The organism is Schaalia sp. JY-X169 (assembly GCF_014069575.1).
Classification (GTDB): domain Bacteria; phylum Actinomycetota; class Actinomycetes; order Actinomycetales; family Actinomycetaceae; genus Scrofimicrobium.
Genome location: NZ_CP059675.1, coordinates 1807721 through 1833971, shown reverse-complemented (window position 1 = coordinate 1833971; position 26251 = coordinate 1807721). Strand labels below are relative to the sequence as shown.

Sequence of the window (26251 nt, the reverse complement as noted above, 5' to 3'; positions counted from 1 at the left end):
CTGCGCGCTAAGCTGGCACCCATGGCAGAAAAGACAGTCACAAGAGACGAGGTGGCGGAGCTCGCCGACCTCGCCTGCATCGCTCTTTCCGATGAAGAAATTGCACAACTAGCACTCGACCTAACCGCGATCACCCAGGTGATCGACTCGGTTGCGGCAGCCGTTCCAGGCAATACACCGCAGACTGGTCACCCGATTCCCCTATCCAACGTGATGCGCCCCGACGTTGTGGGGCACACTTTGGATCGCGAGGTGCTGCTTTCGCAGGCACCGGCCGCTTCTGAGGGAATGTTTGAAGTGCCGCGGATTCTGGAGGAAGACTGATGAGTGACTGGATGAAGCTGTCCGCCCTTGAGATGGGTGAGGCGCTACGTAGTGGCAAGGTGACCTCTGCCGAGCTGGTGGAGGCCTCTCTGGCCCGCATTGAGGCTCTGAATCCCTCAATACACGCCTTCCTCGCAGTTGATGCCGAGGGCGCTCGCGCCACCGCCAAGGAAGTTGACGAACTGCGCGCTGCGGGGGCCGACCTGCATCCGCTGGCTGGTGTTCCCGTTGCGATCAAGGACAACATTGTCACGGAAGGCCTGGAAACAACGGCTGCCTCGCGTCTCCTGGAGGGGTGGATCCCGCCCTACGACGCCACGGTTGTGGCCCGCATCAAGGAAGCGCGCCTACCGATCGTTGGGAAGACGAACCTGGATGAGTTCGCAATGGGCTCCTCGACGGAGTTCTCTGCCTTCGGTCCTTCCAAGAACCCGTGGGACCTGTCCCGCGTCCCGGGTGGGTCCGGCGGGGGTTCCGCCGCGGCGGTCGCCTCCTACATGGTGCCCTTCGCCCTCGGATCCGACACGGGCGGGTCGATCCGCCAGCCAGCCATGTTCACGGGCACCGTCGGCGTGAAGCCGACGTACGGGCGGGTTTCCCGCTACGGTGCGATTGCTCTTGCGTCCTCGCTTGATCAGGTTGGTCCAGCCGCCCGCAACCTGGCCGACGCTGCCGCCCTCCAGGACATCATCGCAGGCCCCGACCATCGTGATGCGACATCGCTGCGTGAGGATGCCGGTTCGATGACGGACGCCCTCGGCGAATCCGTCGAAAACGTCGTCAAGGGTCTGCGCGTCGCCGTCATCGACGAAATCCTTGCCGAAGATTACGACGAGGACGTGCGGGCGAACTTCGAACGCACTCTCAAAGAGCTTGAGGACGCGGGCGCGGAGATCATCCACTTCTCGCTTCCATCTATCCAGTACGCGTTCGCGACGTACTACATGATCCTCCCCGCGGAGGCGTCCTCGAACCTGGCCCGCTTTGACGGAATCAGGTACGGAACCCGCTGGATCCCAACCGACAACCCCACCCCGACGGTCAATGAGGTTATGGCGTACACCCGCGACCAAGGCTTCGGCGTCGAAGCGAAGCGCCGCATCATCATGGGCACACGCGTCCTGCGCGCCGAAAACTATGACGACTACTTCGGTGCCGCACTGCGCATGCGCACCCTGGTTCGTGAGGACCTTGAGAAGCTGTTCGAGCAGGCTGACGTGTACGTTTCACCGACCGCTCTTTCGACCTCGTTCCCCTTTGAACGTGAAGTGAAGAGCCCGGTTGAGGCCTACCTCAACGATGTTGCAACCATTCCCGCAAACCTTGCGGGACTGCCCGCCCTGTCGATTCCCAACGGGGTCGACGCCGCGGGCCTGCCCACCGCAATCCAGGTGGTGGCGAACCAGCGTGAAGATGCGCGCCTTTACAGCGTCGCGTCTGCCATTGAAGAACTTGTTGCAGAGGACGTGGTGGAATGCCGCTACCTCGATGATTACTCGGTGCCCGCCCCCGCGCGCGCCGATCGGGAAGGTAAGTGAGGGCGTCGTGGCAAAGATGACGTATGAAGCGGCAGTGAAGAAGTACCAGCCGACGCTCGGCCTCGAAGTTCACGTGGAACTGAACACGGCGACGAAGGCTTTCGATGACTCCCCGCAGGAGTTTGATGCAGAGCCAAACCGTTCCGTGAACGAGGTCTCTGTGGGGCTGCCGGGTACCCTTCCGGTTTTCAATGAGCAGATGCTGGAGTCAGCGATCCGCCTGGGACTTGCCCTGAACTGCAAGATCGCTGAGAACACGACGTTTGCGCGCAAGCACTACTTCTACCCGGATCTGCCGAAGGCCTACCAGATCTCGCAGGCTTCCGATCCAATCGCGTACGACGGTTACGTTGACGTGGAGTTGGCTGACGGCTCCATGTACCGCATTGAGATCGAGCGTGCTCACATGGAAGAGGACGCCGGCAAACTCAACCACGTGGGTGGCGACGGGGCGCGCATTCATGGTGCCACCTACTCGCTGGTTGACTACAACCGTTCGTCTGTTCCGCTGGTAGAAATCGTCACGAAGCCATTCACCGGGGGCGGGGAGCGTGCCGACGAAATCGCTGCCGCCTACGTGCAGACGCTGCGCGATATTTTCCGCACGCTGGACATTTCTGAGGCGCGGATGGAGCGCGGTAACGTCCGGGCCGACGTGAATGTCTCCCTGCGTAAGTCCGAGGACGATCCGCTGGGAACCCGCACTGAAACAAAGAACGTCAACTCTTTCCGCTCCATTGAGCGTGCGGTGCGGTTTGAGGTGGCGCGACAGGCTGAGATTCTTGATGCTGGTGAGAAGGTCTTCCAAGAGACACGCCACTTCCATGAGGAGGACGGTTCGACCTCGTCCGGGCGTCCCAAGTCGGACGCTGACGACTACCGTTACTTCCCCGACCCCGACCTGCCGCCACTGACCCCTGACCCGGTGTGGGTTGAGCAGTTGCGGGCGGGCCTCCCCGAAATGCCTGCCGTGAAGCGGCGCCGCTTGCAGAAGGAGTGGGGTTTGGCCGACCTGGAGATGCGTGACATCGTGTCGTCGGGCGCGTTGGAGCTGGTTGAGGCCACGGTTGCCGAGGGTGCGAGCCCTGCTGCTGCTCGCAAGTGGTGGAATGGTGAACTGGCTAAGACGGCTCGTATCGACGGCATTGCCCTGGCAGATCTTCCCGTCACACCGGCGCAGGTTGCTGCCCTGCAAACCCTGGTTGATGAGGGGCGTCTGACGGACTCACTGGCGCGTCAGGCACTGGAGGGCGTTATGGCGGGCGAGGGCGAACCACACGAGGTTGTCGCTTCCCGTGGCCTCGAGGTTGTCTCTGACGACGGTGCACTTGGCGAAGCCATTGATGCCGCGATCGCTGCAAACCCGGATGTGGTCGCAAAGATCAAGGCGGGCAAGGTTGCAGCGATTGGCGCCCTGGTTGGGGGCGTCATGAAGGCAACCCGAGGCAAGGCTGATGCAGCTAAAGTTCGCGGCTTGATCGCAGAGGCCCTAGAGGTCGACTAAGGTGCGGGTCTCGCACCGTTCTTACCCGTAGTAAAGGCCGTTTCCTGAGGAGTTTCCGTGGCTGTTTCACCGTCGTACACCGCTTCATACCGTCTGTTGGTTGATGAATCCAAGACACGTGTGGCAGCCATAGTTGACGTCGCCACCAAGAGTGGGGCAAGCATCAAGGGTCTTGATGTGGCAGAGTCCGAGGGCGGGGCGATGGTCATTGATGCCACGTTTGACCTGCGGGATTCGCAGCACCGCCACGAGGTGCGCGGTGCCCTGGAGGCGATGCCAGGGGTCACTGTCAAGTCCATTGCTGACCAGACATTCCTGGACCACATTGGCGGGAAGATAGCGGTTTCGCCGCGCAGTCCGCTTCGTAACCGGGACGACCTGTCCCGGGTTTACACTCCCGGCGTGGCGCGTGTGTGCACGGCCATTCACGACGAGCCTTCGAAGGCGCGCCTCCTCACCATGAAAGCCAACACGGTGGCGGTGGTTACGGATGGGACGGCCGTCCTCGGCCTCGGGGATATTGGTCCCGAAGCAGCCCTGCCCGTCATGGAGGGGAAGGCTGTGTTGTTCAAGCATTTCGGTGGGGTGGACGCGTGGCCGGTCGTCCTCGACACTAAGGATACGGAAGAGATTATCTCGATCGTCAAGGCGATTGCTCCGGCGTACGGGGGCATCAACCTTGAGGATATTTCGGCGCCCCGCTGCTTTGAGATTGAGGCGCGGCTGCGCGACGAACTAGACATTCCTGTCTTCCACGATGACCAGCACGGCACGGCAATCGTGGTTTTGGCGGCCCTGCTGAATGCGTTGAAGGTGACGGGGAAGACGATCGAGGACGTGCGGATAGTCGTCTCCGGTGTGGGGGCGGCGGGCTCGGCCATCATCAAACTGCTGTTGACTGCCGGGGCTGTTGACATCATCGGTTACGGCCGCGATGGTGCGCTGTCGCGTGACACGATTGGCGACGCACACGAGTCGCGGCGCTGGCTGGCTGAGAACACAAATCCCCACCTGGTGAAGGGGGATTTGAAGGCTGGGCTCAAGGGTGCGGATGTCTTTATTGGCGTGTCCCGCGGGGGCATTCTCACCGGCGACGATATTGCCACTATGAATGACAAGGCGATTGTTTTCGCTTTGGCGAATCCGACACCTGAGGTGGACCCGTGGGAGGCCAACCAGCACGCAGCGGTGGTGGCGACGGGGCGGTCTGACTACCCGAACCAGATCAACAATGTCTTGGCGTTCCCGGGGTTGTTCCGCGGCGTATTGGATGCTCGGGCAACGGAGATCACGGATGAGGTCCTACATGCTAGTGCAGAGGCGATTGCCGGTGTGATCAGCGAGGACGAGCTCAGCGAGAACTACATCATCCCCGGTGTCTTTGACGATCGTGTGGGGCCCGCCGTGGCGCACGCGACGAAGAAGGCGCTTGTGGGCGCGCATCACGTGAAGATCACTCCGCAGGAGGACCTGGGGTCTGCTAGCCAGAGGGCGAGCCTGGCCTAGGGGCCCCTGGCCGAGGCGGGCAAAGCCCCGCCTCTAGCGGCCCAGCCCCGTCGGCACCGCCCCCGTGTCCGGGTCTGTCTGCCCAAAGTACAGCGCAGCCCTCCAGTCCTGGCGGTCTATGGGTGTGGCGAGCTCCGGCGCCCCCTTTTGGCCATTGTCAGCCATCGCCAACGTGGCGCGCTTGTCGGGCACATAAAACCAGCTTTGCAAACCTAAGAAAATGTCTTGGAGCGAGTTCCTCACACCTATGAACGACACCAATCCCACCGTGCACAAAACCCCGTTGAACGCAGCAAACGCAGCATTGCCCCAGTTCTGCGCAATCACGTAGAGCACAAACACGTAAAACGAGTAAGTGATGATCACGTAGGGCGCCAGTGCGAAAGGCCAAGGTGCAGCAGTGCGGCCCTCAACCTTCGGTGTCCTCGCAAACGGGATCTTCTCATTCGTGATGCCCTGCTCTACAGACTTGATTGTCCCCGACGTGTTGACAGCAAGCAGCACCAGGTTGAACGCGTAAATTCTGAACACGTCCAGATACTTGTAACGGCACGACTTCAGATCCATTGCCATGGAGATGAAATACGGCAGCGCGGCGGCCAGCACCCACGGACTCAGCAGTCGGGAGTCGAACGGGTACCCCAACAACAAAATCAAACCTAGTGACGCCCAAGCAATCGATGCCATGTAGTTGACGCGCAACGCGGTTTCAGGCATGCGGACAGGGTTGCGCGTCTCTTTCCGCAACCGCCGCTCGCGCCAAAATTTGGGCAGGATCAGCAACCCACCATTTGCCCAGCGTCGCCGTTGGATAACAATGGAGCCAAAGTCGGGTGGTGTCGCCGAATAGGAGAGCCGTTCCGGATAGTTCTCAAGAGTCCACCCGTAAAGCCCCAAGTCGATGGAGGACTCAGTGTCTTCAATGACGGTGCGATCCTGAATGTAAACAGTGACGCTATGCGGTCCTTCATTGTTGACAACAGCGATGTCTTCCAGAGCCCTCTTCCTAATCACAGCATTTGCCCCAACCCAGAAGGTGGCATCGTGAAAAGTCAGGCCCTGATGAAGGATGTGCTGAATGTCAGTAGTGGCACCCGAAATCCGTTCCATCCGTGTGGGAGCACCACGGTATGAAGAATAGGGGGTTTGAATGACCGCCACCTTCTCATTTGTGGGTTGCTCCAAGAAGTAGACCAAACGCAGGCAGTAGTCGCGCAACAGCATGGAATCGGCGTCAAGCGTCAGCAGATACTCAGAGTCGGGAATCATCAGATCCGCATACTGCCCATCCGCTGCAGGAAGCAACTGCACACCCTCCGGTGTCTCCACGCGTCTCCAACGGTTGCCCATGAGGGAAATGTAGGAGTTTAGGTTCATTGCCTTGTTGGCTTCGTGCGAAAGCGTAGAGTATCTCTTCCTTTCGAAGCACCCCACCGAAGCGGTGAAGATCCGCACCAAGCGTGTGTACATTTGCTCAACGCGTTCAGCCGGAAGGGTCGCACGGTCCCTGACCGCCTCCGCAACCGCAGCGGCATTCTGCCGCAGATCCTGCGCTAGACCGCCGAGGACGTCCTCCCGGAAAAACAGGTCGGTATGGTCATGGATTTCCCAAGCATCGGCCTTGGCAAGCAACCATTCGACCGCCCACCTGTACTCCGTGGCCAGCCGACCCAGCTCACTACCCCCGATTGCGGCGCGCCCCCCATTCTCATCCAGCGCCCTCGCCCTCGCCTCCATGAAACGTGTTGACGGTTCTGCGAGTTCCTGGGTGATCTGCTCCCCCAAACGGCGTGTGGCCAGCAGCTCTGCGCGGCGGTCTGGATCCTTCGGGAAGGGTGGGTCATCAATGAGGAGCATGACGCGTACATCCGGGAACTCCTGCAAAGCAGCAGACCACAGTGTTTTCTCAACAACCGGGAGCTCTTCAACATAGGAAGGCACCAAGAAAGTGATGTTGCGGTCGTAGTTTGCGGATGAAAAATGACGGTCGAGGACGGCGCGTGGCACCCGTTTATGGTCGCGGAATCGAACCAGCGCCCCCCGCCTTGAAACCAGATACATGGTGGCGGAAAAGCTCAGTGCCGTAACAACCGCCAAGTAGACCCCGGCCTCGACCACGACCCGCAGCGTGTTGAAGTCGCGCTCAATCCACATGCGGACAACCGTGGTCACCGCATACATGAACCAGCACGCCACCGTAATGATGATCGCGATGCGCGCCCACGAAAGCTGCGCCGTGCCGGGCTTCCTATGAAGGATCGGTAAGGATTTTTGGGAACGCTCAGCTCCCCATTCACGCCTGCGGGTATCAGCCGTCCGAGCTTCAGTTGCGTCAGCCCGGGCTTCATCATTGAGAACTTCCACAGTCTCAGGTGTGGCTGGGTGACGTGCCATGGGGATCCTTCCAAAGAGGCCAACACCAGAGCGCTGAAAGCGGATCAGCACCGCGTATACTGACACCGATGTTTTGCCCGCCCCGATTCTACTTCATGGCTGTGAGCGGGGCACACCGTCAAGCAGGGTTGACTTGCAGATTGGGCTTCCAATGAGCACGCGATTTCCCGGACGACGCTTCTCTGTTCGGAGGCTTTTCATCTTCGTTGCCGTCGTCATCGCCCTCGTCTGCGGAACCGTCCTAGCCGTGGCCTACCAGGTGCAGGCGTTCAAACCGTTGCGGACACCGTGGACGGGTGGCTACGTTGATGTCACGGAGACCCCGACGTTCCAGTTGGAGTCGCGCACCGGGTCTGGGCAGAAGAACCTCGTTTTGGCGTTCATTGTCGCCGATGATGGGACGTGCAGCCCGTCGTGGGGAAACTACTACACTCCGGATGAGGCGAACACCGACCTCGACCTCGACCGCCGCATCGCGCAGTTCCACAAGTCAGGACGCACACTAATGCTGTCTTTCGGCGGAGCGCACAACACAGATTTGGCGCGTGCCTGCTCAAGCGCTCCGGAGTTGGCGGACGCGATGGGGAGCGTCATCGACAGGTACGGTGCGAGGGCGATCGACCTCGACATTGAAGGGGACGCCCTCGACGATGTTGCCAGTCAGAAGCTGCGTAGCGACGCGGTGCGGATCCTTCAGGAGCGCATGAGTGACCGTGGCGAAACCCTGGCGGTTTGGCTGACACTGCCAGCAGACCGAGCCGGCCTGACCAACCGGGGTGTTGGGGTTGTGCAACAGGCGCTGCAGTCGGGCGTGAACCTGACCGGCGTCAACTTGATGACGATGAACTTTGGTGTCCCCTCCAACCAGGTTTCGCTTGCGGATTTGAGTACTCAGGCTCTGCAGGCTGCGCACGGGCAGATTACCCGCACTCTCCTCATGTCAGGGCGGATCGCTACCGCGCCTCAGGTGTGGGGGATGCTAGGCGCAACCCCGATGGTGGGCCAGAATGACGAAGTGGACGAAGTGTTCACGATCGAGGACGCGATCGCGCTGCACTCGTTTGCCCAGGCGAACAACCTTGGTCGGCTCTCCTTCTGGTCGCTGAACAGAGACCAGCAGTGTGACTCAAACTATGCGGACTGGCAGACTGCCGTGAACTTCTGCTCGGGGATTGCTCAAGACACCCTGGAGTTCGACGCGATACTGAGCTCAATGAGGGATGGAGGCGCGGACCAGGTCCTCGCAGATCAGGTGCCCGCGCTGCCGCAGTCAAGCGGGACGTTGAGTGGCGCGGATGATCCAGCAACAAGTCCCTACCCGGTGTGGAGTGCGCAGCACAACTACGTGGAGGGCGAACGGGTTGTGTGGCGCCACAACGTCTACGTGGCGCTGTGGGCGAACCGCGACTACATGCCTGATGCTGTGGACGCCCAGGGGCAGACTGCCTGGCGTCTAGTTGGCCCTGTTCTCCCGGGGGAAACTCCTCGGGAACTGCCGACTGTCCCCGCCGGGACATTCCCCGCGTGGGACGCGCAGGCCATCTATGACACGCCTGACCGGGTTGAGTACGAGGGCGTAATCTACGAGGCGAAATGGTGGACGCAGGCTGACAGTCCAGCGGCCTCGGCGGGAAGTGACAGCTCGCCTTGGCGACCTCTGACGGAGGCTGAGATCCAAGAGATACTGGGCGCAGATCGCCCCTAGCCGAGGGTTGCGCCTATGGTGTCCAACCGGGTGAGGAACTCGGTTGCGGAGACTGGGTTGCCAAACAGTGGGCCCTGGACAATGTTGACGTGAAGGCGATCAAGGTAGGGGACTTCTTCGGGTGCTGTAACGTCACCGGCGATGATCTCAAGCCCGCTGGTGCGGAGGCCATCAAGGAATGTCCATGTCGGCGACTCTTCAGATAAGGCACTCAAAGTGGGCAGGAGGTTTGCCGCCAGCTTCATTGACCTGACGGGGTAGTGAAGAAGGGCTGACAGCTCAGAGTAGTTGGTGCCGGTGTCGTCGAGGGCGATGTGGACATCGTTCTGTCTTGCGTAGGCCGACGCCTTGTCGCGTGTCTCGACTGGAGAAACCATCAGGTCGGACGCTTCCAGTTCAAGCACTATTTCCAGGTCGGGGTTTTCTGCTCGCAGCCTCTCATATGTCACCGTGAACTCGTGATCCACGAGTTCGGTTGGGGTGATGTTGACTTGGATGCGGCGCAGATCGGGGCTGAGCGCGCGGAAACGCGACATGTCCGCAACTGAGTGTTCCAGGATTTGCCGGGAGAGTGTGGCGCGTAGCCCCAACCGTGCGGATTCACCGTAAAGGAACGCGACGGGGAGTGCGCCGAAACCCGCGTCAGTGAAACGCACAATCGCCTCGAGGGCCACGATTTTCCCGGTTTCACGGTCAACTATTGGCTGGTAGACCTGGCGGAGTTGGTCGTCGCGGATCGCTTGGACGAGGGCGGCTGTTGGCCCTCCCGAATTCACCAGTTCGTCCATGCTGGACCCATCCGTATATCCCGTGCCATCGACCGCCATGTTTACGTACTTGCGGCGTGCCTCCAAGAGCTGCTTGTCAGCAAGAGACACTAGGCGTGCACGCTCCTGGGGATTGTCATTGTTGGCAATGACCAGGGTCTGCCCGAATGTGACAGCCACAAGTCCGCGGCTGGTCTCTACGGGGCTTTCAACCATGCGGTGTATCTTCCAGGCTGCCTGCTCGGCTTCCCTGCTGGTGGCAAGCCCAACCATTAAGACTGCGAACTCGTCCCCTGCGATGCGGTACGCCGTTGCGCCCTCGACCTCCCTGGTGATTTCGCCCAGACGCCGACCAATACTCTGCAGGACGTGGTCACCGGTTTCAGGACTGTAATTCTGGTTGATCAGGTGCAGGTCGCCCAGCTGCAGGTAGAGGAGGCCAGTCAAACCCGGGCCGTCCTCGTCCGTGTCAATGTCTGTTAGTTCGGCACGCAGCGCCCGGTAGTTGGGGAGGTGGGTCAGCACGTCAGTGTTGGCGATCGAGCGCATGTTGGAGACTTCTCGCTCAGAGCGCAGAGACTCTTGGGCCAGAAGGTTGATGGCTTCAATGTAGCGCCGGTCTGAGAGGGTGAAAGGCCTGCCGAATGCGCGGCGCCGAACGGTTGCCGTGGTGTTGGGCTGATCCAGGTCCAAGGGCTTCGTGGTGACGAAGCGGCCGTCGTAGCTGCCCTTATGGCTAGTTGGGCCCCCAGGGCGGAGGCTGACATCAAAGTAGGGCAGGCCCTGTTGGAGACGTTGCACCATCTGTTCTGCTACGGGAACGCCAGCGGCCCAAGGAATGTCCTCCAGTGCTGAGAGTAGGGACTTCTCCCTTTTGACCCTGTGGTGTTGGCGCCGAGCCGAAGCGAAGAACCCAATCGTTGCGACGACCGCCAAGCTCAAGCCCGCAGTTATTGCGAAAAGGGTTGGGGATCCGGCATGGGAGAAGGTCTGTGCCAGCCATTGTGACAGCCCATAGATGCAGACGCCTGCGAACGATTGGCCGAGGGCACTCCCGACAATCCGAGACCAGGAAATGCTGGTTGCCAGCTGGGAGAATGAGGCTCCCACTTGCAGCGATATGGCAAAGTAGGCGACTGCAAGGGCGGCGATGAACGCGCCGATGATGGAGAGTGCGACGCTGAGAAACTGGCCGCCGCTGTCTGTTCCAATCAGCCTTATGGTTTCCGTTGGAACTGCACCTCGCAGGCAGATGACGACGGCGGAGGACACGGTGGTGAGCACGGCGACGGCGGCAGTTTCCGGGATGCTACGCAGGCTCCAAAGACAGGAGATCAGGATGGCGAGCACCCACACGCCAAACAGTGCCCACCCTCCGGGTTGTCCCGGGTAGAGAACACTCAACACCATGGGGGACAGGCTCATTGTCAGGGTCATCGGTACGGTTCCGACGGAGAATCGCAGTGAGCCAACCAGAAGACCGAGCAGAACAATGACGGCGATCTCAGCGACGTAGCCTTCTAGAACTGCACGTTGGGCATAAAGCGCGAGGACGGCTGAGCAGATGCTCAGCATGATCCACACCCAACCGATCACAGTATTTCGGCGCTCGACTGCCACCGTTTGGTTCACTGCACTTGCCTCCTGAGTCGGACCCCACAAAGGCGCTTTCTTGGGTGCCTCCTTTCATTATGCAGGCAAATGTGCTCTTGGGAGGAGGATTCGTTGTCACCCCTTGGCCGATATGGGTGGTTTCACTCACCCGCTGGCTCACCCTGCGTCTGTTGTTGCTTCGCCGCCGCCTGGCCGCCGCTTCACCCGGGGTCGGGTCGGAGCTGGCGATGGCCAGCGCAACCGGAAACGGGGTTTGGTGGACCAGCCCCATGGAGGCGGACCAGCCCAGCGGGGCTGGGGCTACAACCCGCCCAACACCTGCGCGATGAGGATCTTCGCCACCATCGCCACCGGGTAAACAAGGGCATATCCGAGGGCGACCCGGGGGTCATCCCCGGTACGCGTGTTCGCGAACGCGAGCACTGCTGGTTGGGTCTGCGCCCCGCCAAGCAGGCCGGACAGCCGGGTCCCGCCCATGCGGAAGATCCATCGCATCGTGACGTAAAGGCCAATCGCCATGATCAGCGTGATGATGATGCCGAGGGCGAGGATCTTGACCCACGACCCACCGCGGAACGCCTCCATGATCTGCCCACCTGCGACCGTTCCTGCCTGCGCTAGGAAGATCAGCAGGCCCAGTTCAATCAGCACCTGGCACGCGGTGAAGGGCACAGCCGTAACAAATGGGCCGATGCGCCCAAGCTTGCCAAAGATCAGGCCGATAATCAGCGTGCCAGCCGCGGCACCAATGCTAAAGCTTGATCCGCCGACTGGAATCGCAATGTGTCCGATGAAGATGCCGAGTGCCATACCAAGGCCCATGGCGATTGGGTTGATGTCTGAAAGACCGCGCGCCGAGTCACCAAAGAACTTGGTGATCTGTACCATTTTGGAGGTCGGGGCAACGACACGAACGCGGTCACCCTGTTGGAGGACGAGGCCGGGCTCACCGATCAGGTCAACGTCACCACGGCGAACGCGAGAGACGGTGGCTGAGTACTGCTGAGCCAGGTCGAGGCTGCCAATTGTGCGACCCGCAACCTTGGGGTCCGAGACGGTGATGCGGCGGAAGTCCAGGTAGGAACGGTCACGCATCAGTGAATGGCTTGAGCCATGTCCCAGTTCTTTGGCGGTTTTTGCCACCAGTTCGGTAGGTCCAACAACGGTGATCAAGTCGCCGGGATCCAGGGTGTCAGACATTGAAGGACGAGTAATAGGTCCGACTTCGCCGCGGCGCAGGCGTGAGAAGGTGACCTTGCCACCCATCTTTTCGTAAAGGTCACCGATGAAGGGGTGATCCGTGCGTTCCACGCGCACGGTACGGTTCGCGATGGGGGTGGGGGCATCCTTGTCCGTTTTGGAGTAGGCCAGTGCGGCAAGGCTCGCACCGATCATGCCAATGACACCAAAGATGTAGGCAATCGAGTAGCCAACTGTTGCCTGCCCGGGGTTACCTGAAGCATCACCCGCCGCAGCCAACGCCGGGGTGTTCGTGAGGGCGCCTGCGAAGGTTCCTGCAACAACGGCCGGGTCGAGGTCGAAGACATAAATACCAACCCCGTAGCCAACGCCGGCCGCGATGATAAACAGAACCACCATGGTCAGGAGCGGCCCAACTGCAGTCTTCAGGTTATGGAAGAAGGAGTTGCCAGAGTTGATACCTATAGCAAAGGCAAATAGAACTAGTCCAAGCGTGCCAATAGCTGGGGGGAGAACCAGTTCAACGCCTAGCTCGCCAGCCCAGGCAGCCAGGATGATTGCGCTGAAAAGGACGGCTGCGGGCCCAAGCCCGATGCCTTTGATCTTGATATGACCGAATGCCATGCCAACACCAATTAGAAGGAAGAGGACCAGCACAGGCTGTTCCGCAAGATATTCAAAGACGCCAGTCAACTCAGTTCACCTTTACGGCAGGGGGACAAACAGGCTCATGGTACTTCACCTGGGGCGCCTCACCTCTAGCACAAGGTCCTGCCCGGACGAACCTCACAGACCGACAGGCCTAAAGCCCTCTCGGTTCCAGAGTTGAGCAGCGGCTTCCTGGAGGTAAACGTTGGGGTATCGCGACACTGAACCAAACTGTGAGACGTAAAGCTTCCCGCGGCCGCAACGCCTAATATGGGCCAGGTGAAGATCTTGGCGGCAGTCCTGGCGTTTGCGCTCGTGGTCGTTGTACCCGGGCGTACGGTGCCTGCTGTCTGACAGATGGTCCGTACGCCTTACACCCCACGCTCACAAGTGCGGGGGTTTTTTGTTGCCACGGACGGGCTAGGACGGAGAACAGACAAGTGACCACAGACCAAACAATGACCGGAGCGGAAGCCATCATCCGCTCCCTCGAGGAGCTGGGGGTGAAGGAAGTATTCGGCATGCCAGGAGGCGCCATTCTTCCCACCTACGACCCGCTCATGGATTCAAGCATCCGCCACATCCTGATTCGACATGAACAGGGGGCGGGGCACGCGGCCGAGGGTTTCGCTATCACTAGTGGACGGGTTGGGTGCGCAATCGTCACCTCGGGCCCGGCGGCTATGAACGTGATGACGGCCCTGGCCGATGCCAACCTTGACTCGGTTCCAATCGTCATCATCACCGGACAGGTTGGTTCCGCACTGATTGGCACTGACGCCTTCCAGGAGGCCGACGTGGTTGGGGCTTCGATGCCGATCTCCAAGCACTCATTCCTTGTGACAAACCCTCAGGACATTCCCTCGCGGATCGCCGAAGCGTTCCACATTGCTTCAACGGGTCGCCCCGGTCCCGTCCTCGTTGACATCACCAAGGATGCCCAGGCAGCACAGATGCAGTTCTCCTGGCCGCCTGCATTCGACATTCCTGGCTACAGAGTGCCCGGGAAGCCCTCCCAGAAGCAGATTAGGGCAGCGGCGGCGGCAATCAACGACTCAAACGCCCCCGTGCTCTATGTCGGTGGCGGCGTGATTCGCAGTGGCGCATCCGCTGACTTGATGGAGCTGGTCAACCTCACCGACGCTCCGGTTGTCACAACCCTTCCTGCTCGCGGCGCCATTCCAGACAGCGACCCCCACAACCTAGGAATGCCCGGCATGCACGGCACGGTTGCCGCCGTTGGTGCGCTGCAGCGTGCCGATCTGGTGATTGCACTCGGTGCCAGGTTTGACGATCGCGTGACAGGACGTCTGGACACATTCGCACCCCGTGCCAAAGTGATCCACGTCGACATTGACGCCGCTGAGATCGGCAAGAATCGTGAAGCAGACGTGCCGATCGTTGGCGACTTGAAGGCCGTCATTGAGGCACTCAATGAGACCCTCCCCAGCGTGCTGTCCCCGACCTACAAGGATGACCTCTCCGGTTGGTGGCGCTACCTGGATCGCCTCCGTGACTCCTACCCGCTGGGATGGATCGATACGGCAGACGGCCTGATGGCGCCGCAGTACGTCCTCGAACGGCTTTCTGAACTGTCAGGACCGGACGCCATTTACGCGACCGGCGTGGGTCAGCACCAGATGTGGGCGGCGCAGTTCTTGAAGATTGAGAAGCCGCGCCATTTCGTGACTTCCGCGGGGCTTGGCACCATGGGTTACGGTCTACCAGCGGGCATCGGCGCGAAGGTTGCCAACCCCGACAACGTGGTGTGGATCGTTGACGGCGACGGATCCCTGCAGATGACACTGCAAGAGTTCGCAACGGCGGTCACCAACAACATTCCAGTCAAGGTCGCCCTCATCAACAACACCGTCCTCGGCATGGTGCGCCAGTGGCAGAACCTGTTCTATGGGGAACGCTACTCAAACACCGACCTCAACGTCGGGGTGGAACGTCAGGTGCCTGACTTTGTCGCGCTGGCGGAGGCATACTCAATGCCTGCCCGCCGCGTTGAGGTGGCCGAGGACGTAGATGAAGCGATCAACTGGGCCCTGTCCATCAATGATCGCCCCGTACTTCTTGATTTCCGTGTCTCTAAGGATGCGATGGTGTGGCCGATGGTCGCAGCCGGCGTTTCCAATGATGACATTCGCTTCGCGCGGGGAATGGCGCCAATCTGGGATGAGGACGAGTGACCATGGCTGAACATTTGCACACCCTGACAGTTCTGGTAGAGAACAAGCCTGGCGTTCTGACACGCGTCGCCGGCCTGTTTGCTCGCCGGGCGTTCAACATCAAGTCTCTGACGGTGGGGGAGACGGAGAAGTCCGGTATTTCCCGCATGACAATCATCGTTGACGCGCAAGACCAGCCCCTTGAGCAGGTCATCAAGCAGCTCAACAAACTCGTCAACGTCCTCAAAGTGGTTGAGTTGCCCGAGGACGAAAGCGTGGAGCGGCGCATGCTTCTGCTCAAAGTTCGCGCGGATGATGAGACCCGCACGGCCGTCTTGCAGATCGTTGACCTGTTCCGCGCTCACGTCATCCACGTTGCCCCCAAGACCGTCATCATTGAGTCCGTGGGCACGCGCGGCAAGTTGGAAGCGCTGCTGGAGAGCCTCGAGCCCTACGGCGTGAAAGAAATTGTTCAATCAGGTGCGGTGGCGCTCAGCCGCAGCCCACGGTCTTTGACCGACCAAATTAAGGAGAAATAGTGGCAAAGGTTTACTACGAAAACGACGCCGACCTGGACCTGATTCGTGCCAAGAAGGTTGCGATTATTGGCTACGGCTCACAGGGACACGCACACGCACTGAACCTGCGTGATTCGGGTGTTGACGTTGTGGTCGGGCTGCGCGCGGGCTCCGCGTCGTGGGCGAAGGCCGAGGCCGCTGGCCTGCAGGTTGCAGAGGTCGCCGACGCTGTCGCCCAGGGTGATGTCGTCATGATCCTGGTGCCAGACCAGTACCAGCGCACTGTTTACGCCGAGCAGATTGCCCCGAACCTGAAGCCGGATGGCGCCCTGTTCTTTGCTCACGGTTTCAACATTCGCTACGGCTACATCGAGGCCGATGCCGCCCACGACATCTGCATGGTTGCCCCGAAGGGCCCGGGTCACAAGGTTCGCGAATCCTACGTTGACGGCCAGGGCATTCCCGCCATTGTTGCCGTTGAGCAAGATGCTGACGGCCAGGCTTGGCCGCTGGCCCTGTCGTACGCCAAAGCAATTGGCGCGACGCGCGCCGGCGCCATCCAGACCACCTTCACGGAAGAGACTGAAACCGACCTCTTCGGTGAGCAGGCCGTCCTTTGTGGTGGCGTGTCGAAGCTGATCCAGTACGGCTTTGAGACGTTGACCGAGGCCGGCTACCAGCCCGAGATCGCCTACTTTGAGGTCCTTCACGAAATGAAGCTGATTGTCGACCTCATTTGGGAGGGCGGCATCACCAAGCAGCGCTGGTCGATCTCTGACACCGCCGAGTACGGCGACTACGTGTCCGGCCCCCGCGTCATTGGCCCGCAGGTCAAAGAGGCAATGCAGGACGTCCTCGCCGACATCCAGGACGGCACTTTCGCTAGGCGTTTCATCGCCGACCAGGACAACGGTGGTCAGGAATTCAAGGCCCTGCGCGCCGAGGGCGAGTCGCACCCCATCGAAGCCACCGGCAAGAAGTTGCGCGCCTCCTTCGGTTGGACGCAGGAAGATTCCGACTACAAAGATGGATCTGCTGCCAGGTGAGTAAGGATCGTTCCGCCCTCCGCGTCGCCGTCATTGCCGGGGATGGTATCGGGCAAGAGGTGACTGCGGAGGCGGTCCGTGTTCTTCAGGCCGCGTTGGTTGATAGCGACCGCACCCTGGTGCTGGCCGACTTTGATTTGGGCGCCAACCGCTACCTGGCGGATGGGCACATTTTGGACGAGGACGATCTGGCTCAACTGGCCGAGTTTGACTCGATTCTGCTCGGTGCGGTGGGGGATCCTCGGGTCACGCCGGGCGTCCTCGAACGCGGTTTGCTGCTCAAGTTGCGGTTCGCTTTTGATCACTACGTCAACCTGCGCCCTTCCAAGCACTACCCGGGTGTGGCGTCGCCGCTAAGGGACCCTGAGGGCATCGATTTTGTCGTGGTGCGTGAGGGGACCGAGGGGCTCTACGTCGGCAACGGCGGGGCGGTGCGGGTTGGAACTCCACAGGAGATCGCCACCGAGGTGTCGGTTAATACTGCGTTCGCAGCCGACCGTCTGCTGCGCTACGCGTTCGCCCTCGCTGACTCGCGCCCGGCGAAGCACCTGACTCTGGTGCACAAGATGAACGTCCTCGTCCATGCCGGTTCCCTGTGGAAGCGGCAGGCGGACGCGATTGCGCTGGAGTTCCCGCAGGTCAGCGTGGATTACCAGCACATTGACGCCATCACAATCCACCTGCTCAATAAGCCGCAGAGTTTTGATGTCATCGCAACCGACAACCTGTTCGGGGACATCATTACGGACGAGGCCGGGGCGATCACCGGTGGGATTGGTCTTGCGGCCTCGGGCAATATTAATCCGGGCGGCACGTTCCCTTCCATGTTTGAGCCGGTCCACGGCTCAGCGCCTGACATCGCGGGGCAGGGGATAGCGGATCCGATCGCCGCGATTGCTTCAGTGGTCCTGCTGCTGGAGAACGCGGGCTTGCAGGCACAGGCGGACCGTGTGCAGCGGGCAATCGATGCGGATATGGCGTGGCGGGCGGAGCATCCCGACCTGGCGCGCGAACGTGGGACCAAGGACGTCGGCGCAGCGGTCCTTGCAAAACTAAGCTAAGGATGGGCCGGGCGCGACTGGAAGTGGTTGCGTCGCCCTCGACCAAAATCACGTGGATTTTGAGAGGAATGGGTCGCCATGACCGAAACGAACTCCGACAGTAAGTGGAACTCTCTTGAGGCGGAGTTCCGCGCCCAGCGGCTTCCCGACGCAGATGTTGCGGCGTCTCGTTTCCCCGTCATCCCCAACGTTAATCCTGCCAGCGAAGAGGATCACGCTGCGGCGATGGAAGAGCTGGCTTTTGGGGTCCGATTTGGCGACTACATGGCTGTTGCTGACTGGTCGGTCGAGGACGGGTGGCACGACAGGCGAGTCGTCCCCTTCGGGCCATTGCAGCTGTCCCCGGCGGCAGCTGTCTTGCACTATTCACAAGAGATCTTTGAGGGGTTGAAGGCGTTTCGGTGGGCGGATGGGAGCATTTGGACGTTCCGTCCCGGTTTCAATGCGGCACGTTTGAACCATTCTGCTCGGCGCATGGCGATGCCGGAGATCCCGCTGGATGACTTCATTGGGTCTTTGGTGCAGATGGTGCGGATGGATGAGCGTTGGGTGCCGGGCGCTCCCAACTCTTCCCTGTATCTGCGCCCCTTCATGATTGCTGATGAGGAGTTCGTTGGCGTCCGTCCCGCCCACCACTACAAGTACGTTGCGATCGCGTCCCCTGTCGGCCCTTACTTTAAGGGCGGTATGAGTGGTGTGTCGATTTGGGTGAGCACAGACTTCAACCGGGCCGCTCCCGGTGGTACGGGCGACGCAAAGACGGGTGGCAACTACGCGTCGTCGCTGCTCCCGCAGCGCCTTGCAGCCGAGAAGGGGTTTGAGCAGGTCTGCTACCTGGATGCGGAAACAAACACCAACCTTGAGGAACTGGGCGGCATGAATGTCTTTGTCGTCAAGAAGGACGGCAGTGTCCTCACCCCGCGCCTGACCGGCACCCTCCTTGAGGGCGGGACACGTAGCGCCATCATCCAGCTGCTTGCCGACCGTGGCATTGAGGTTGACCAGGCAACCATCCCGCTCGCCTGGTTGGTGAAGGCGATCGAGGACGGGGAAGTTGTAGAGATGTTCGCTTGCGGCACCGCCGCTATCGTCACTCCGATCGCGCGCCTTGCGGGCGACGGGTTTGACGTCACCCTTGATCGTGATGAGGTGACGGGGCAGATCCTTGAGGAGCTCGGCGGTATCCAGCGCGGCACGATCCCGGATCGTCACGGCTGGATGTACCAGTTGGTCTAGCCCGACCCGCCCCAACCTCCCAAACCGCCCAGACCTCCCAAACCTCCCAGACTTCGCGAGATCGCTTAACTCAGCCAAAAAACACCCAAAAACAGCGGAAAATTGGCTGAGTTAAGCGATCTCGCGAAATGTATATGTTGGGGCGAAATGTGCGTCTGGGGTAGGTACCCCAAGGCCACATCGGTTCCCCACGTAAACACTTCACGAAGGCACCGGCCCACCCCGCTGCACGCGCGGTCTAGCTTGCGCCAAGCATGACCTGCGCCCCGGCGGGCGGGGCGCAGGCCCTGCGCGCCGCCCCGGCCCAGCACGCTGTCGGCCCGACGCCCGCCCCGGCCCTGCGCGCCGCCCCGGCCCAGCACGCTGTCGGCCCGACGCCCGCCCCGGCCCTGCGCGCCGCCCGCCTCTGCCTAGGTTCTGGAGTGCCCCTGCAGAATTACTACCTATGGAGGCAGATTTCGACCGATTATCTCCGTTTGCGGGCTCGAGAGGTAGCTATTCTGCGACGGCGGTCTTGGGCGACGGCGGAGGGGTCTCTTGAGGAACGGGTACGCGGAGGTCCCAATCGAGGGTGGGGCTGCTGAGGTCGTCCAGTCACTTCCGGCCATTCATGGAGATCCATTTGACCGCATGTTAGTGGCGCAAGCCCGCGTTCTTGGGGTCCCCCTGTGGACCTGCGACGCCAAGGTTTCGGAGTATGGCCCGGGAGTGCGGCTTATCTAGGTCGCCCGGGACCAATAGAACTGCAGACGCCGCCCACTTGAGTAAGCCCGATCCTAATGTCGCCGCTGTCACCTAAGGTCGCCGGTAATTCGCAAGAACATAAGCGACCTTTGGTGATAGCGGCGACCTTAGGGGGTGGGTCGGGTGATAGCGGCGACCTTAGGGGGGTGGGCATCTGTGTTCTCGGATGTCGCATCACGTACGAGGGCGGGCCCTCTTCAGTGCGTGCCCAGAGATCCACACGCCGTTGCGCTCATGGCCCGCTACCCATGTCTCGGCGCCTGCATGCCTCCTGTTGTCACCCGTCGTCTTTCGTGTTGGAAGGTCTAACTTCGCTGACTGCGCGGCAAGCATCGAGTAGTGGGTCGCAGAAGACTCAAAGGCGGTAGGTAGTGACATCATCCTTTCCGTCTGGAGTGCAGGTGGCAGCTCGTTGACCGCCTCCTGCGTTGCCTGGGGGAGACGCGCCCCAATCGCCTCGAATATCCCTGAAAAATGAGTGCGGGAGATGCCTAGATCGTCGGCTGTGAGGGCGAGGCTCTCCCCATTTATATAGTTGTAATGGAACGCATTCCCGTAGCTCATGGCCGAACTCTCCCGAAGTCGCGCCGATCGCGGGTAGTAGATTCCCTGGGTTGAGATGAGGTCGTACAGCGGCGCGAAGAGAGTACTAGCACCTGAGTGCAGCACGCTGTAGTTTTTCGCGTGAGCGTCCGTTCCAGCAGTGAGGAGATTGAAGATCACTGCCTCTGCAAATTTCCTCAAGTCATCTTCAACCCGCATGGAGTGGGATCGAATCGCAGCGGATACTTGCGCAATTCCCGGGCCGCCGTGTTCTTCATACTTCAATTCAGGTGGCGTCGCCAGAACTTGGCAGAAGTCTTCCTGGTGAACTCTGGCTACCGTGCTTTCAGGGGTGACCAACCGGTCAAACCTCTCCACGACCAAGGTCGGCAGACCGTCAAGATCGAGCATCTCCACAGCTGCTACATCTAGGCCCGTAAGATTTGCGGCTCGCATCGTGACGTACTCAAGTGCCTGTGTCTCTAGGTTGCTCATCGAAGCGACTGCCATGCCGGGCTTGACGATGTGTGTACTCGGCATGTTGCCTTGCGGCTCAAACCAGTCACCGCCTGTTTTGACAACTGCGAACTTTGGTTGCCCTCCGGCAAGTGACCACCTATCAAATGAGTCGCCATGGTCCCACACCTTGGGGGACCTGACGAGCGACTCAATCTTCGCGGCCATCCCAGCCTCACCTATTCCGGCGAGGTGTCCGTCCTGGCCTGGCGCCTCGCCGTTAGGAAGAATCTGCACCGCGCCTGGCGCATCGACCCCCATGTGGTGCAGCAGTGCAAATGCACTTGTCTGCGTGATTCCGAAGTGGGTGGCCCAACTTCTCCGCGTTGTCGGATCATCAGGAAGGAGGTTCTCAAGCCATGGCATGACCACCGACGGGCCATGAGCCAGACGGTCAATTGGCATGCTTATTGACAGGGGAGTTGCCTGCGCGGCAGAAATATAGTCTGAGTTGTAGATGAACTCGACTAGTCCCGTCTCTCCTTGGTGAAGCTGGCCGGCGAGGGACCCCTCCAGCCACAAGTCGAGCGTGTGCATCACTTGCGCCCCAGGTGTTCTAGGAGAAGATTGGTCTTTGCCTGGCTTTCCTCGCTCACGACCTTGACGTCGAGGTATCGGTTCAGCGCCCTCATCGCCGCGATTGCTGCCCCGATGGTCGGCTGCTGCCGACCTGATTCAACGCTGATCACCCAGGATCGGCTCTTGCCAACCCGTTTGGCCAACTCTTCTTGGGTGATGCCCTCGCGGATTCTTGCGTCGCGGAGAACGCGGGCAAAAGTTGAGGCGTTACGTAGTTCCACGGTACCCCCAATGTCGCTTATAGTCTTCTTTATATGGATGTTTACTATAAACAACATTGCTGCGAATGTAAACATTAGTGAACATTTAGGCTGTTCGGGATGACGTTCGAAAGCTCGTGTGTTCGCCCGGGACCAACAGAACTGTAGACGCCGCCCACTTGAGCAAGCCCGATCCTAATGTCGCCGCTGTCACCTAAGGTCGCCGGTAATTCGCAAGAACATAAGCGACCTTTGGTGACAGCGGCGACCTTAGGCTGGGGGCCGGGCTACCGCGGGTGTCGCGGGAGCGGGCACGTACGAGGGCGGTGCGGGCATGGGGGCGGGAGCGGGCATGGGAGCGGGAGCGGGCATGGGAGCGGGCACGTACGAGGGCGGTGCGGACACGTACGAGGGCGGTGCCGGCGCGTATGAGGGCGGGGCCGCGGTGCAACGAGGCCCATGTGGTCGAGGTCGCCCTTGTTAGGCTCACCTAACCTGCGATAATAGACAGGTGTCGTCTAAAGCCCTCGTGAAGCCCCCGCTGCCCAAAGGCCGCCTCCTCATCCTCTCGGGAGCGATGGTTGCGCTACTGAGCGGGCTCGACGCCGCCCTGCTGCGTCTGGGCCTCAAAGCCCCCGTCGCCTCCATGGATCTAGCCAGCCTGCACGGCGTCCTCATGATTTTCGGCTTCCTTGGAGCCGCCATCACCCTTGAACGAGCCGTCGCCCTCCAGTCCGACCGCCGCCGCATCTCCCTGTGGGCATACCTCTCGCCCGTCGCAGCCGTGGCAGGCACCGCCCTTGCCCTGACACAAATTGCGCTGCACGGCGCCGAAGCCACACGACTCCTTCCCACACTCGCCTGGTCCGCCTCCATGGCACTGCTGGTCGGCATCTACGTCGTGGTGTGGCGCAAGCAGCCCATGATTGCAGTCCTCGTCCAAGCCCTCGGCGCCGTCGCGGGCCTTGCCGGAATCCTGCTGTGGGGGCGCGGATTTGAGATCGCCCAGATCGTCCCCTGGTGGTGTGCGTTCTTGATCTTCACCATCATCGGCGAACGCCTCGAACTTGCCCGCATCACCTTCGCCCGCGGCTCGACAGAGGCGCGCGTCCTCGGCGAAGTGATCCTCACCTGCGTCGGCCTAGTGATGACCCTGTTCGCCCCCGCACTGGGCTACCCGCTCCTCGGCCTCGCCCTTGTCATTGTCGCCCTCGATACCGCCCGCCACGACATCGCCCTACGCACCATCCGTCTACCCGGCGCCCCCAGGTTCATGGCAGCCTGCATGCTAGCCGGGTACGCCTGGATGATCGTGGCTGGCAGCATCTGGGTGATCCGCGGTCCGGTCTTCTCCGGCTACGGCTACGACACCGTCGTTCACGCCCTCACCATCGGGTTCGCGCTTTCCATGGTCCTGGCCCACGCCCCCGTCATCATCCCCGCTATCGCCCGCCGCGACCTGCCCTACAACAGGGCAATGTGGGCTGTGTGGGGCTCGCTACAACTGGGTCTAGTGATCCGCGCCCTCGCTGGGGCCCGCATGGCCGAGGGTGCCTGGCAGTTCGGCGGCGCCCTCGACATCGCCGGCGTCCTCGCTTTCGTCGTGGTCACCGTGACGACCATCGTCATCGCGGGCCGCCCCCGCGCTACAACGCCGCCGGCACCTGCCGCCGAGCAGGCCCCAGAGCCATCCCCCGAGGCCGCCAAGTGAACCCCCAGCCCACCACCGCCAAACGCAACCGCGGCGATCGCATGACCACCGCGTGGATGGCGGCAGCCCTACTCCTCTTCTCCGCCACCATCGTCGGCCGCACCGCCATCCCCCAGTCGTGGTGGCTGTCGATCCACATCCTTACCCTGGGGGTCCTGAGCAACGCCATCCTGCAGTGGTCGTGGTACTTCTCCCGCTCCCTGTTGCGCCTGCGCCGCGATGACCCGGCCGCCACCACCCACCAGCACCTCCGCCAAGTCCTCTTCAACGTCGCCCTAGTCGCCCTCATCGTCGGCATGCTCGCCGCCAACCTACTGACCGTCACCATCGCCGCAGCCGGCGTCGGCGCCATCATCGCCTGGCACGGCATCGCCCTGGTTGTTAGTGCGAGGGCGAAACTGGGCTCCCGTTTTGCCGTCGTCATCCGCTACTACATGGCCGCGGCAGCCTTCCTGGTGATTGGCTGCGTGTATGGCGCCATCATCGCTTCCGCCATGTTCCAAATCGACGCGCCAACCTGGGTGGTCGCGGCACGCAGCGGCCTGACGCTAGCGCACTCCCTAGTCAATGCCCTGGGGTGGCTGGGCTTGACGATCCTCGGCACCCTGGTGACCCTGTGGCCCACCATGTTGCGCACACGTATCGACGAGGACGCTGTCGCCTACTCGACCCGCGCCCTCCCCGCCCTGGTTGGCGGACTCCTCATCGCCCTTGTCGGCGCAACCCTGGGACAGATGCTCTTCACCGCCGCAGGCATCGCCATCTACACCTGCGCCGCTGCCTGGGGGATCGGCATGCCGCTGGTGGCTGAGGCCCGCAAGAAACACCCACACGGTTACGCCACCTGGTCGGCCCTCTCTGGCGTGACCTGGGGATTACTCAGTCTCCTCGCAACTACCATCACCCTGGCAACCTCTTCGTGCCCCGACCAATTCCGACTGGTTTCCCCGACCTTGATCGTCATACTCGGCGTTGGCGGCGTCCTGCAGATCCTGGTCGGCGCCCTCACCTACCTGATGCCGGTTGTTATCGGTGGCGGCCCCGCGGTGGTCCGCCTCGGCATCGCTGTCTTGGAGCGCATGGGCCCCTTCCGCCTCATCCTCCGCAACGCAGGCCTTGCCCTAGCGCTCACCACCGCCGCCGCAGCGCCTCTTTTCTGGCTTCTGGTTGTCCTCTCTTTCACCATCGACCTGGTGATGTTTGGCGCCGACGGCATTGAGCAGGGCCGCGCCAAACGGTCCGCCCAAAACAGAGCAACCACGGAACCCACACCCCTGGCAGATGAATCAGGAGCCCAGAAATGACGACAGACCAGACCAACCGCAGGGCATCCTCTGCCGTGGCAGCCATCGTCGCCATCATCGTCGTGGCAGTCGCTGCGCTTATGGTCGCGCCCAACCTGGCGGTCACCTCGGCGGGTGGGGCCGAGGGCGCAACCACTGCGCCGCCCTCGTCCGTCACCGCGACCGGGGAGATCACAGAGGTTGAAGTCACCGTCCAGGGCATGTCCTTCATCCCCGGCACCATCGAGGTCCCGGTCGGCAACACCCTTGTCGTCACCCTCAACAACACCGGGGATCAGCGTCACGACCTCACCTTCGCCAACGGCGTCACCATCGAACCTGTCGCCCCGGGGGCCTCCGCCACCGTCGAGGTCGGCGTCATCACCGCAGACATGGAGGGCTGGTGCACACTTCCCGGTCACCGCCAGATGGGCATGACACTGGATGTCATCGCTGTTGGAGCCGCGGCCTCAACTAGTGAGTCAGCCGATTCAGACACGAACACAAACACGGGCACCCACACAATGGGTCACTCCATGTCTTCCTCCACAGCCCCCGGCATGGATGCCCTCATCGCCGAGGCCGCCGCCACCGACCCTTACCCCGCCGAACTACCACTCCTGAGCGACGAAACCACCCACGAGTACACCTTCACCGTAACCGAGGATGAACAGTCCCTGGCCGAGGGAGTTGTGCGTCCGGTATGGACCTACAACGGCACCTCCCCGGGCCCAACCCTGCACGGCCGCGTCGGTGACACCTTCAAAATCACCCTGGTCAACCAGGGGACAATGGGCCACTCCATCGATTTCCACGCCGGCATCGTTGCCCCCGATGAGCCGATGAGGACGATCGAGCCGGGAGAGTCCCTGGTCTACGAGTTCGTCGCCCCCCGCTCCGGGATCTGGATGTACCACTGCTCCACAATGCCCATGGCCACCCACATCCAAGCCGGCATGTTCGGCGCCGTCGTCATCGAACCGGACGACCTAGAAGAAGTGGACCGCCAGTACGTCCTCGTCCAATCCGACATCTACCTGGATGATGACTTCGCGGCCGGTGACCTAGTCCCCGACCTGACTGCGTTCAACGGTCGCCCCTTCCAGTACGACGCACACCCCCTGACAGCGAACGTGGGGGAGAGGGTCCGGGTGTGGGTGCTTGACGTCGGACCCAACTCTGCCCTGTCATTCCACGTCGTCGGCACCCAGTTCGACACCGTGTGGTCCGAGGGCGCCTACTCCGTCCACCACTCCACCTCCACAGACGGCCTCACCAAGGGTGACACCGGCGCCCAAGTCCTACCGCTCCTCGCCGCGCAGGGTGGCTTCGTTGAGTTCGTGCCGGTCGAGGCCGGAACCTACCCCTTCGTCAACCACATCATGTCGCTTGCGGAACGCGGCGCCCACGGGCTGTTTGAGGTGGGGGAGTGACGTCCGG

At 61.4% G+C, this 26251-nt stretch carries 19 protein-coding genes; 14 read left to right on the top strand and 5 right to left on the bottom strand.

What is annotated here, in order from left to right; genetic code table 11:
- The first annotated feature begins 21 nt into the window (after positions 1-21).
- Genes gatC through H2O65_RS08110 form a run of 4 tightly spaced genes read left to right on the top strand, consistent with a single transcriptional unit; the run spans position 22 to position 4872 of the window.
- The gene (gene gatC / locus H2O65_RS08125) at positions 22-324 is read left to right on the top strand and encodes an Asp-tRNA(Asn)/Glu-tRNA(Gln) amidotransferase subunit GatC (protein WP_182141222.1); all 303 of its coding nucleotides are present in this window, start codon (positions 22-24) and stop codon (positions 322-324) included.
- Positions 324-1862, top strand: coding sequence for an Asp-tRNA(Asn)/Glu-tRNA(Gln) amidotransferase subunit GatA (gene gatA, locus H2O65_RS08120; RefSeq protein ID WP_182141221.1), 1539 nt, complete (start codon positions 324-326; stop codon positions 1860-1862). Before gatC ends, gatA begins: the two co-directional genes overlap by 1 nt.
- Before the next feature lie 16 nt (positions 1863-1878).
- Positions 1879-3366: an Asp-tRNA(Asn)/Glu-tRNA(Gln) amidotransferase subunit GatB gene (gatB, locus tag H2O65_RS08115; protein ID WP_259349617.1), complete on the top strand. Its 1488-nt coding sequence runs from the start codon at positions 1879-1881 to the stop codon at positions 3364-3366.
- Positions 3367-3423: 57 nt separating this feature from the next.
- Positions 3424-4872, top strand: coding sequence for an NAD-dependent malic enzyme (locus H2O65_RS08110; protein WP_182141220.1), 1449 nt, complete (start codon positions 3424-3426; stop codon positions 4870-4872).
- A 33-nt stretch (positions 4873-4905) separates the two neighbouring features.
- On the opposite strand, the gene H2O65_RS08105 is transcribed toward H2O65_RS08110, so the two are convergent.
- A complete protein-coding gene (locus H2O65_RS08105; protein ID WP_182141219.1) occupies positions 4906-7266 on the bottom strand; it encodes a glycosyltransferase family 2 protein in 2361 nt (786 codons plus the stop codon).
- A 151-nt stretch (positions 7267-7417) separates the two neighbouring features.
- On the opposite strand from H2O65_RS08105, the gene H2O65_RS08100 reads away from it, so the two are divergent.
- Positions 7418-8971 (top strand): chitinase, encoded by a 1554-nt coding sequence (locus H2O65_RS08100; RefSeq protein WP_182141218.1) that lies wholly within the window; start codon positions 7418-7420, stop codon positions 8969-8971.
- Here H2O65_RS08100 and H2O65_RS08095 read toward each other — a convergent pair.
- On the bottom strand, positions 8968-11370 hold the full coding sequence (locus tag H2O65_RS08095; protein ID WP_182141217.1) for a GGDEF domain-containing protein: 2403 nt from the start codon (positions 11368-11370) through the stop codon (positions 8968-8970). The genes H2O65_RS08100 and H2O65_RS08095 overlap by 4 nt on opposite strands.
- Before the next feature lie 282 nt (positions 11371-11652).
- The gene (locus H2O65_RS08090; RefSeq protein WP_182141216.1) at positions 11653-13245 is read right to left on the bottom strand and encodes an aspartate:alanine exchanger family transporter; all 1593 of its coding nucleotides are present in this window, start codon (positions 13243-13245) and stop codon (positions 11653-11655) included.
- A gap of 413 nt (positions 13246-13658) precedes the next feature.
- Here H2O65_RS08090 and H2O65_RS08085 point away from each other — a divergent pair, with 413 nt between their 5' ends.
- The 6 genes from H2O65_RS08085 (at position 13659) to H2O65_RS08060 (ending at position 19958) form a co-directional block, all read left to right on the top strand.
- Positions 13659-15395, top strand: a complete 1737-nt coding sequence (locus H2O65_RS08085; RefSeq protein WP_182142738.1) for an acetolactate synthase large subunit — start codon at positions 13659-13661, stop codon at positions 15393-15395.
- Positions 15396-15397: 2 nt separating this feature from the next.
- Positions 15398-15913 carry an acetolactate synthase small subunit gene (ilvN, locus tag H2O65_RS08080; RefSeq protein ID WP_182141215.1) on the top strand — a complete coding sequence of 172 codons (516 nt, stop codon included), beginning with the start codon at positions 15398-15400 and terminating at the stop codon, positions 15911-15913.
- Positions 15913-16938: a ketol-acid reductoisomerase gene (gene ilvC / locus H2O65_RS08075; protein WP_182141214.1), complete on the top strand. Its 1026-nt coding sequence runs from the start codon at positions 15913-15915 to the stop codon at positions 16936-16938. The genes ilvN and ilvC overlap by 1 nt, the downstream gene beginning before the upstream one ends.
- Positions 16935-17999, top strand: coding sequence for a 3-isopropylmalate dehydrogenase (locus H2O65_RS08070; protein WP_182141213.1), 1065 nt, complete (start codon positions 16935-16937; stop codon positions 17997-17999). The genes ilvC and H2O65_RS08070 overlap by 4 nt, the downstream gene beginning before the upstream one ends.
- A gap of 78 nt (positions 18000-18077) precedes the next feature.
- The gene (locus tag H2O65_RS08065) at positions 18078-19235 is read left to right on the top strand and encodes a branched-chain amino acid aminotransferase (RefSeq protein ID WP_182141212.1); all 1158 of its coding nucleotides are present in this window, start codon (positions 18078-18080) and stop codon (positions 19233-19235) included.
- Positions 19236-19772: 537 nt separating this feature from the next.
- Positions 19773-19958 carry a hypothetical protein gene (locus H2O65_RS08060; RefSeq protein ID WP_182141211.1) on the top strand — a complete coding sequence of 62 codons (186 nt, stop codon included), beginning with the start codon at positions 19773-19775 and terminating at the stop codon, positions 19956-19958.
- A gap of 195 nt (positions 19959-20153) precedes the next feature.
- On the opposite strand, the gene H2O65_RS08055 is transcribed toward H2O65_RS08060, so the two are convergent.
- Positions 20154-21575 carry a HipA domain-containing protein gene (locus H2O65_RS08055; protein WP_182141210.1) on the bottom strand — a complete coding sequence of 474 codons (1422 nt, stop codon included), beginning with the start codon at positions 21573-21575 and terminating at the stop codon, positions 20154-20156.
- Complete coding sequence (locus H2O65_RS08050) at positions 21575-21895, bottom strand: helix-turn-helix transcriptional regulator (RefSeq protein WP_182141209.1); 321 nt, start codon at positions 21893-21895, stop codon at positions 21575-21577. The genes H2O65_RS08055 and H2O65_RS08050 overlap by 1 nt, the downstream gene beginning before the upstream one ends.
- 433 nt (positions 21896-22328) lie before the next feature.
- On the opposite strand from H2O65_RS08050, the gene H2O65_RS08045 reads away from it, so the two are divergent.
- From H2O65_RS08045 to H2O65_RS08035, 3 genes are read left to right on the top strand one after another with little or no spacing between them, the layout of a single operon-like run.
- Positions 22329-23528 (top strand): hypothetical protein, encoded by a 1200-nt coding sequence (locus H2O65_RS08045; protein WP_182141208.1) that lies wholly within the window; start codon positions 22329-22331, stop codon positions 23526-23528.
- Positions 23525-24832 (top strand): hypothetical protein, encoded by a 1308-nt coding sequence (locus H2O65_RS08040; protein ID WP_182141207.1) that lies wholly within the window; start codon positions 23525-23527, stop codon positions 24830-24832. Before H2O65_RS08045 ends, H2O65_RS08040 begins: the two co-directional genes overlap by 4 nt.
- On the top strand, positions 24829-26244 hold the full coding sequence (locus tag H2O65_RS08035; RefSeq protein WP_182141206.1) for a multicopper oxidase domain-containing protein: 1416 nt from the start codon (positions 24829-24831) through the stop codon (positions 26242-26244). The genes H2O65_RS08040 and H2O65_RS08035 overlap by 4 nt, the downstream gene beginning before the upstream one ends.
- Positions 26245-26251: the final 7 nt, after the last annotated feature.